Origin of the sequence: Desulfosoma caldarium, assembly GCF_003751385.1 — a bacterium.
In the GTDB taxonomy this organism is placed as follows: domain Bacteria; phylum Desulfobacterota; class Syntrophobacteria; order Syntrophobacterales; family DSM-9756; genus Desulfosoma; species Desulfosoma caldarium.
The window spans coordinates 554,094-561,307 of the sequence record NZ_RJVA01000010.1 but is presented as its reverse complement, the minus strand read 5'-3'; the positions used below and the strand labels follow the sequence as shown (position 1 = coordinate 561,307).

General features: G+C 56.2%; 4 protein-coding genes. 3 read left to right on the top strand and 1 reads right to left on the bottom strand.

Translation table 11 applies throughout. The annotated features are described in order from the left end of the window. The coding region (gltX, locus tag EDC27_RS05825; RefSeq protein ID WP_123289649.1) for a glutamate--tRNA ligase at positions 1-1,176 on the top strand (1,176 nt) is incomplete at its 5' end. 151 nt (positions 1,177-1,327) lie between these two features. Next, the gene (locus EDC27_RS05820) at positions 1,328-3,535 is read left to right on the top strand and encodes a cache domain-containing protein (RefSeq protein ID WP_170161635.1); all 2,208 of its coding nucleotides are present in this window, start codon (positions 1,328-1,330) and stop codon (positions 3,533-3,535) included. A 336-nt stretch (positions 3,536-3,871) separates the two neighbouring features. On the opposite strand, the gene EDC27_RS05815 is transcribed toward EDC27_RS05820, so the two are convergent. Beyond that, entirely contained in the window at positions 3,872-4,825 is a 954-nt protein-coding gene (locus EDC27_RS05815) for a TIGR01212 family radical SAM protein (RefSeq protein WP_123289698.1), read from the bottom strand. A gap of 80 nt (positions 4,826-4,905) precedes the next feature. On the opposite strand from EDC27_RS05815, the gene mnmG reads away from it, so the two are divergent. Beyond that, complete coding sequence (mnmG, locus tag EDC27_RS05810) at positions 4,906-6,795, top strand: tRNA uridine-5-carboxymethylaminomethyl(34) synthesis enzyme MnmG (RefSeq protein ID WP_123289647.1); 1,890 nt, start codon at positions 4,906-4,908, stop codon at positions 6,793-6,795. Positions 6,796-7,214 lie beyond the last annotated feature (419 nt).

The following is a 7,214-nucleotide window of genomic DNA, read 5'->3' as shown; positions in this document are numbered from 1 at the left end:
TACCGAGAATACCTACAAAAGCTTTTGGACACAGGGCACGCCTACTATTGCGACTGTTCGGCTGAAGACGTGCAACGGCGTCGCCAGGAAGCCCTTAAAGCAGGCAGGAAACCTAAGTATGACGGTCGATGCCGAGAAAGAGGTTTGGGACCCGGGCCTGGTCGCGTGGTCCGCTTTCGCTGTCCTCAGGTCGGCACAACGGTCCTTAACGACGTGATCAAGGGGCCCATTGAATTTGACAACGCGGAACTGGACGATCTGGTTCTTTTTCGAAGTGACGGCATGCCCACCTACAACTTCGCCGTGGTGGTGGATGATGTCTCCATGGGCATCACCCATGTGATCCGCGGCGACGACCATGTGAACAACACGCCGCGCCAGATTCTGCTCTACCAGGCTCTGGGCGCCCCGTTGCCTCGATTTGCCCATGTGCCGATGATCCTCGGCCAGGATCGCACGCGCCTTTCCAAGCGCCACGGTGCCACCTCAGTCATGGCTTACAAAGAAATGGGGTTCTTGCCGGAAGCCCTGGTCAACTACCTGGTGCGCCTTGGGTGGTCCTATGGGGATCAGGAAATTTTCAGCCGAGAGGAACTGGTCGAAAAATTCGAGCTGGACCATGTGGGCTCATCGGCGAGTGTTTTCGACATGGAAAAGCTTCTGTGGCTGAACGCTCATTACCTTCGGAAGAAAAGCCCAGAAGAGCTTCAAAGCTTGATCCAGCCGTTTCTTCGAGAGATGTCCTTGCCAGAAAAAGACGCCACGTTTCTCGAACGGGCTGCGGCAACCCTGCAACCGCGATCGCGCACCCTCAAGGAATTGGCCGAAGGGCTACGTTTTTACCTGGTGGATCATGTGACCTACGACGACCAAGCGGCGCGAAAATTTCTCACCCCAGACATGATTCGGCCTTTACGGCTTTTGATGGAACGCCTGCAGGTTCTGGATCGTTTTACCGAAGAGTCCGTGGAGAAGATTTTCAGAGAATTAGCCGAAGAAATGGGCGTCAAGCTGGGAAAAATCGCTCAGCCCGTGCGCGTGGCTCTGACGGGAGTGACGGCGAGCCCAGGGCTTTTTGAAATTATGGATATTTTAGGTAAGGAGGCGGTCATCAGGCGGCTCGCTCAAGCCTGTGCCTTTATGGAATCCAGGAAGGATTCTGAAAAGACTCTCTGAGCCTGTTCAAAGGCGTCGGCACAAGGGAGGCGAGCGGGGCGTTTCGTGCCCGCACGGACTTGCGCCCTGCGCCGATGCCTTGGCACGACCCAGAAAAGAATGTGATTGGAAAACGGTCGACTTCGGGAACACGAACAGAGGATTCTGGGCTTTGGAACGCTTGAGAAGCTTGCCTCTGCGTTATCGGCTCATCGTGCCCTTTATCGTCCTCGCTTTTTTCGGGACCTGCTCCCTGGTTTGGCTCGCCATTTTGAGCCAAAACACCCTCATTCAGCGCCAAGAACACCAACGGCTTGAAAGCTTCTACAACACCTTTCTGCACACCCTGGAACTGCGGGGCCAGTGGGCTGTGTCCTTGGCTTCCGGCTTTGCTCGAAACCCGGAAATCGCCAAAGCCTTGGCCGACCGAGACCGCATGCGGCTGCTTCAGTTGTGCTATCCCGCCTATGAATTCATGCGGCGCCATTACGGCATTTACCAGTTTCACTTTGAAGTGCCTCCGGGGCGCTCGTTCCTTCGCTTGCATCGGCTCTATCAATTCGGCGATGAACTCTGGTTGCAGCGAAAGCAGATTCAGGATGTCCTCAGGGATGAGCGGGAAGTCTATGGGTTGGAATGGGGGGCGACGGGGTATGGTATTCGCGGGGTTGTGCCCGTCTATTGGCAAGAGCAGCTGGTTGGGCTTTTGGAGGTGGGGTTTTCGCTCGGTGAAAAGATCCTGGAGCCCATGCGCCTTCACGGGGATGCGGATGTGAGCATTCTATCCCTGCATGAAGGGCGCCCTGAGGGCAAAGCGCTCCAGGTGGTGGGATCGACGTTGGCCGAGACCTTTGACCGGCCTCCAAGTATCTACGCCTCCGTGTTTCGCTCTGCCGTTCCCCAATATATTCACCTTAAGGTGGGGAATCGTCCTTACGCTTTCCTCATTCATGCCGTGCCCAACTATCGAGGAGAACCGGCCACGTTGGTGGAAGTGGGCGTGGACCGCTCCGACGCCGTGGCCCTTACAGTCCGCTACCGCCGCTGGATGCTTGGGCTGGGCTTGGTCGGCATGATTCTTTCGGTGGGAGCCATCTATGTCATTGCCCTTTTCTTTACTCGACCCATCGACCGCATGATTGCCTTTGCTCGAGAAATCGCCATGGGCCGTGCTGCCCGGCCCTTGGATATGCGACCATCTGGAGAACTGGGTACCCTGGCCGATGCGCTGGATGAAATGCTAGGGTCTCTGGAAATGTCTCGGGAACAGATCAAATTGTATGCGGCCACACTGGAAGAAAAGGTTCAGGCGCGCACGCGAGAACTTCGAGAATCGGAAGAAAAATACCGCACCTTGGTGGAACGGGTTCCGTTGGTGGTGTACCGTCTCGACAAGGACGGCACCATGGTTTTCGTCAACCGCTTTGTGGAAGACCTCTTGGGTATGTCCCAGGCGGAAATCTTGGAAAGACCCAGGTTCTGGAAGGAAAAGGTCTGGCTTGAGGACCGTGACCGCATTTGGCCTCTTATGGATCAGTGCCTAAGGGAAGGTCTCGAATTTCGAGAAGAATACCGTGTGCAGCATCGCAACGGTCAGCCCATCTATGTCCTGGACCACGCTTTGCCCGCTCTGGACATGGAAGGCAAAGTCCAGATGGTGGACGGCTTCTTGATGGATGTGACCGAACGTCACGCCCTGCAACAACAAATCATTCAAACGGAGGAATTGCGGACGCTCAGTGAAATTTCCGCCCGCCTTGCCCATGAGATTCGCAATCCTATCGCCGTGGCGGGAGGGTTTGCGCGCCGTCTTCTGGGTCGCTTGCCCGTGGATAGCCCTCATCGACAAAAGGTGCAGATCATATTGAAAGAAATGGCTCGTCTGGAGAGCATTCTCAAGAGAATTCAAGAATACTTGAAACCGGTGGTGATTGTTCCCGTGCGGTGCGATTTCAACGCTCTGGTTACCCAAGTCCTCAAGGACCTCACACCCACCCTTCAAGCCCAGGCTGTGCGGCTCGAAGTCCGGCTTCAACCGGATCTTCCGCACCTCATGCTGGACCAGGAACTAATGAAGAAATCCTTGCATGTTCTGCTGAAAGCTTTCTTGAGCTATTGCCCTGAAGATGGTGGCACGCTCAAGATTTCATCCGTCTCGGGGTCCAACGCCGTGCTCTTTGAAGTCCAGGCCTGCGGTCTGCATGTTTCTGACGACGATATAGAACATTTCTTTTATCCCTTTACCAGTCGCATGGATGAGTCGCGTCTGCTGGATCTTCCACTGGCCAAGATGATTCTTCACCGCCATCGCTGCCTTGTGCGCCTGCAGCGCAAAGGGGAAAAGGAATTGCTCTTGAGTGTGTCCTTTCCCTTATGCTGAGTCGAACCGAACAGAAGGGTGGTGTGAACGAGTCTTGGAGAGACGCCCACGGGTATTGGGCCCATCACAGGCACCCTGTCCTCCCTGTCCATGGCAAGGCGGACGCCGAAGGCCGCCCCTGGAATGCAGCTTTATAGTGGAGGGGCTTTCCGTTCCTTGGGCAGCGCAAGAGGGGTTCCTTTGAGGCGAGCTCCTGAGCGCTGGATGGCCGAGCGTGGTATGGCGACTTGCGCCGCTCCTGCAAAGTCTTCTTTGAGAAGGGCTTTTTTAAAGGCGCCATGAGGGGTGAGAAGAGGTGCCAAAAATTCAGGTAGCCTGGGCCGGGCGGTAGAAGCCTTAAACCGGCAGGGGAAAAGACGTGGCCTGCGGCAGGGTACAGAACTTTCCTTGAAAGAGACCTTTTCGGTCCATGTGGGCCAGGAGAGCCTGAAGGTTTTTCTGTTTCTCCAGGGTCCATGACGGCGCCACCAGCTCTTTGGGATGGGGATCTCCCGTCACCCGCTGCACGATCACATGGGAAGGCAAATGGGCCAAAAAGGCCGCGCAGGCTTCAACGTATTCCTCCCTCGTCAGACATCGATAGTGCCCCTCCCGATACAGCCTTTCCAATGCGGTGCCGCGCACCACATAAAGAACATGAATTTTGACCCCTTGAATGTCCAAACGGCTGAGAAACTTAGCGGTGGCGATCATCTGGTCCAGGGTTTCTTCAGGAAGTCCTAAAATGACGTGGACGCAAACGGGAAGGTTTCGCGCCCGGGTTCTTTCCACGGCGTCCACGAACTGAGTTACATTGTGGCCCCGGTGGATGCGTCGCAGCGTAGCGTCATGAGCCGACTGCAGACCGTATTCCAGCCAGATCAGGTACCTTTGCGAAAGGGATTGCAGATAGTCTAAGACGGCGTTCGGCACACAATCAGGCCGTGTGCCGATGCTCAGGCCCACCACGTCAGGATCGCTCAAGGCCTCACTGTAAATTTGGCGAAGCTTTTCCAGAGGGGCGTACGTGTTGGTGAACGACTGAAAATAGGCCAAAAATTTCTTGGCCTTGTATCGTGCGGCGAGATAAGATTTGGCGTCTCGAATCTGGTCCTGAATGGAAAGCCCCTTGGAATAAGCGCCGGTTCCCGAACCTCGAGGATTGCAGTAGATGCAGCCGGAGGTTCCGAGGGTACCGTCGCGATTGGGGCAGGTCAGTCCGGCGTCCAGGCTGATCTTGTGCACTCGGCACTGAAAAAGGTTTCGCAGGTAGCTGTTGTAGTCCCGATAGGGCTTGGTACCGGTGACCATGGGCCGAAAAAGGTCCTCCATTTCTCGTGACAAATTGCGGGACGCATGAAGTATATAGGAGTTGGGAAGGATAGACCAGCATGAGTTTGACCTATGATGTGATTGTAGTCGGGGCCGGCCATGCGGGATGTGAAGCCGCCATCGCCGCCGCCCGCATGGGGTGCCGCACTCTTCTTCTGAGCCTCTATTTGGACACCGTGGCCCACATGCCGTGTTCGCCCTCCGTAGGGGGAATCGGCAAAGGGCATTTGGTCAAGGAAGTGGACGCCCTCGGAGGCGTCATGGCCAGGGTGACCGATCACACTGCCATTCAGTTTCGACGACTGAACACCAAAAAAGGTCCCGCCGTTCGCGGCACACGCACGCAAAACGACAAGGTGCGCTATCGCACGGCCATGAAGCACGAAATTGAGAAAACAGCCAACCTGGAGCTCAAACAAGCCCTAGTGGAATCCCTTGTGGTAGAAGGGTCGACCGTCGTCGGCGTGGTGGACCAATTGGGTGTCTTTTATGGCGCTCGATGTGTGGTGCTGGCCACCGGCACCTTTCTTCACGGCCTCATTCACATTGGCACGGCGCACATTCCCGCCGGCCGAGCCTGGGAATTGCCGTCGATCGCGCTAGCCGATCAGCTCAAAGACCTGGGATTCCAGATGGGGCGCATGAAAACGGGTACGCCGGCGCGGCTGCATCGGCGATCCATTGATTTCAGCCGTTTTCGAGAACAACTCGGAGACTCGGATCCTCGACCCTTTTCCCTTTTTACCGACCGCATTGCCTTGCCGCAAGTGTCCTGTCACGTGGGCCACACGCACCCTCGTACCCATGAGATTGTCCGTCGCCACATTCATCTTTCTCCGTTGTACAACGGCACCATCAAGGGAGTGTCTGCCCGCTACTGCCCGTCTTTGGAAGACAAGGTCATGAAATTTCCTCACAAGGAAGAGCACCAGATCATTCTGGAGCCGGAGGGGTTGGATACGGAAGAAATCTATGCCAGCGGTACGGGTAATTCCCTGCCCTATGACATCCAGCTGACCCTCGTTCGAAGCATTTCCGGCCTGGAAGAAGCGGAAATCATGAGGCCGGCCTATGCCATTGAATACGACTTCGTGCAGCCGACCCAACTCAAACGCACCCTGGAAACCAAAAAGGTGGCCGGACTCTTCATGGCCGGTCAAATCAACGGCACATCCGGCTATGAAGAAGCGGCGGCACAAGGCTTGTGGGCGGGGATCAACGCGGCCCTCAGAGCCCAAGGGCGCCCTCCTTTTGTCCTGGACCGCTCCCAAGCCTATATGGGGGTCATGGTGGATGACCTGGTGACCCGGGGCACTAATGAACCCTATCGCATGTTTACCTCAAGAGCCGAATACAGGTTGTGGCTTCGAGAAGACAACGCGGATCTTCGGCTTCTGGAACTGGGTTACCAGCTGGGTCTGCACAGCCGCGACACCTACAAAGAACTCGTGGAGCGAAAGCGGGCCATCGAAGCAGAGCTGAAACGGCTGCGAAGCCACCGCCTTTTTCCTTCCGCCGAAGTCAATGCCTACCTTGCCGCCAAGGGCAGCGCGCTCCTGGAAGAACCCTTGACCTTAGACCGGCTGCTCAAACGACCGGAACTAACCTACGACGATGTGGCCCACCTGGCGCCGCCTTTCGAACCCCTTCCGGAGCGCGTTCGAGAACAGGTGGAAGTGGAGTGCAAGTACGAAGGCTACCTACAGCGGCAACAAAAGGAGATCAACAAATTTCGAAATGTGGAAAGGGTGCGCATTCCTGAAGATTTTTCCTATGAAGGCATTCCGGGGCTTTCCAACGAAGTGCGACAAAAACTCATCGCTGTGCGTCCCGAAAACCTGGGCCAGGTCTCGCGCCTTCCCGGCATGACGCCGGCGGCCCTTTCCGTCTTGATGGTTTACCTCAAACGCCATCATGGCGAAGAGAGAGCAGCCGGCGCACATGAATGAAGTATCATTCATTTTTTGCTTGGCTTTTGCCAAAGACTTCGTGTAAGGTGCGCGACGGTGGTGCTTCAGGGATTTTTTGGGCTCCGCGCGGGGGGCATTTCCCGAGAAAGGTGGGCTTTTGGGGATAAAGAAAGAGGGTGCCTGGAGCGCGGGTCCTCGGCCCGCGCCCAAAGAAGCCATAACGCGTGCGCCTGCGCTCCAATGGGTACCGGGGACAGTGGCCTCTAAGGCCGGTGAACGTTGAGGGCAAAAGACGCTGAGGAAACGGGTGGTGCAAAAGGGCCATGCTTCTGCGCTTCGACGAAATAAGCCATGAGGGTTTCCTTGGGCACGCTTCTCATGGCCGCTTGGCATGGTGATGAAGGCTTTAGGCGTTTCGCCCGCGCCAAATGATGGGCGACATCGTGGAGGGTGAAGCA

Excerpts from the sequence above, each read along its gene's own strand:
- EDC27_RS05815 (WP_123289698.1), bottom strand. The coding sequence starts at position 4,825 with ATGGTCACCGGTACCAAGCCCTATCGGGACTACAACAGCTACCTGCGA.
- mnmG (WP_123289647.1), top strand. The coding sequence starts at position 4,906 with ATGAGTTTGACCTATGATGTGATTGTAGTCGGGGCCGGCCATGCGGGA.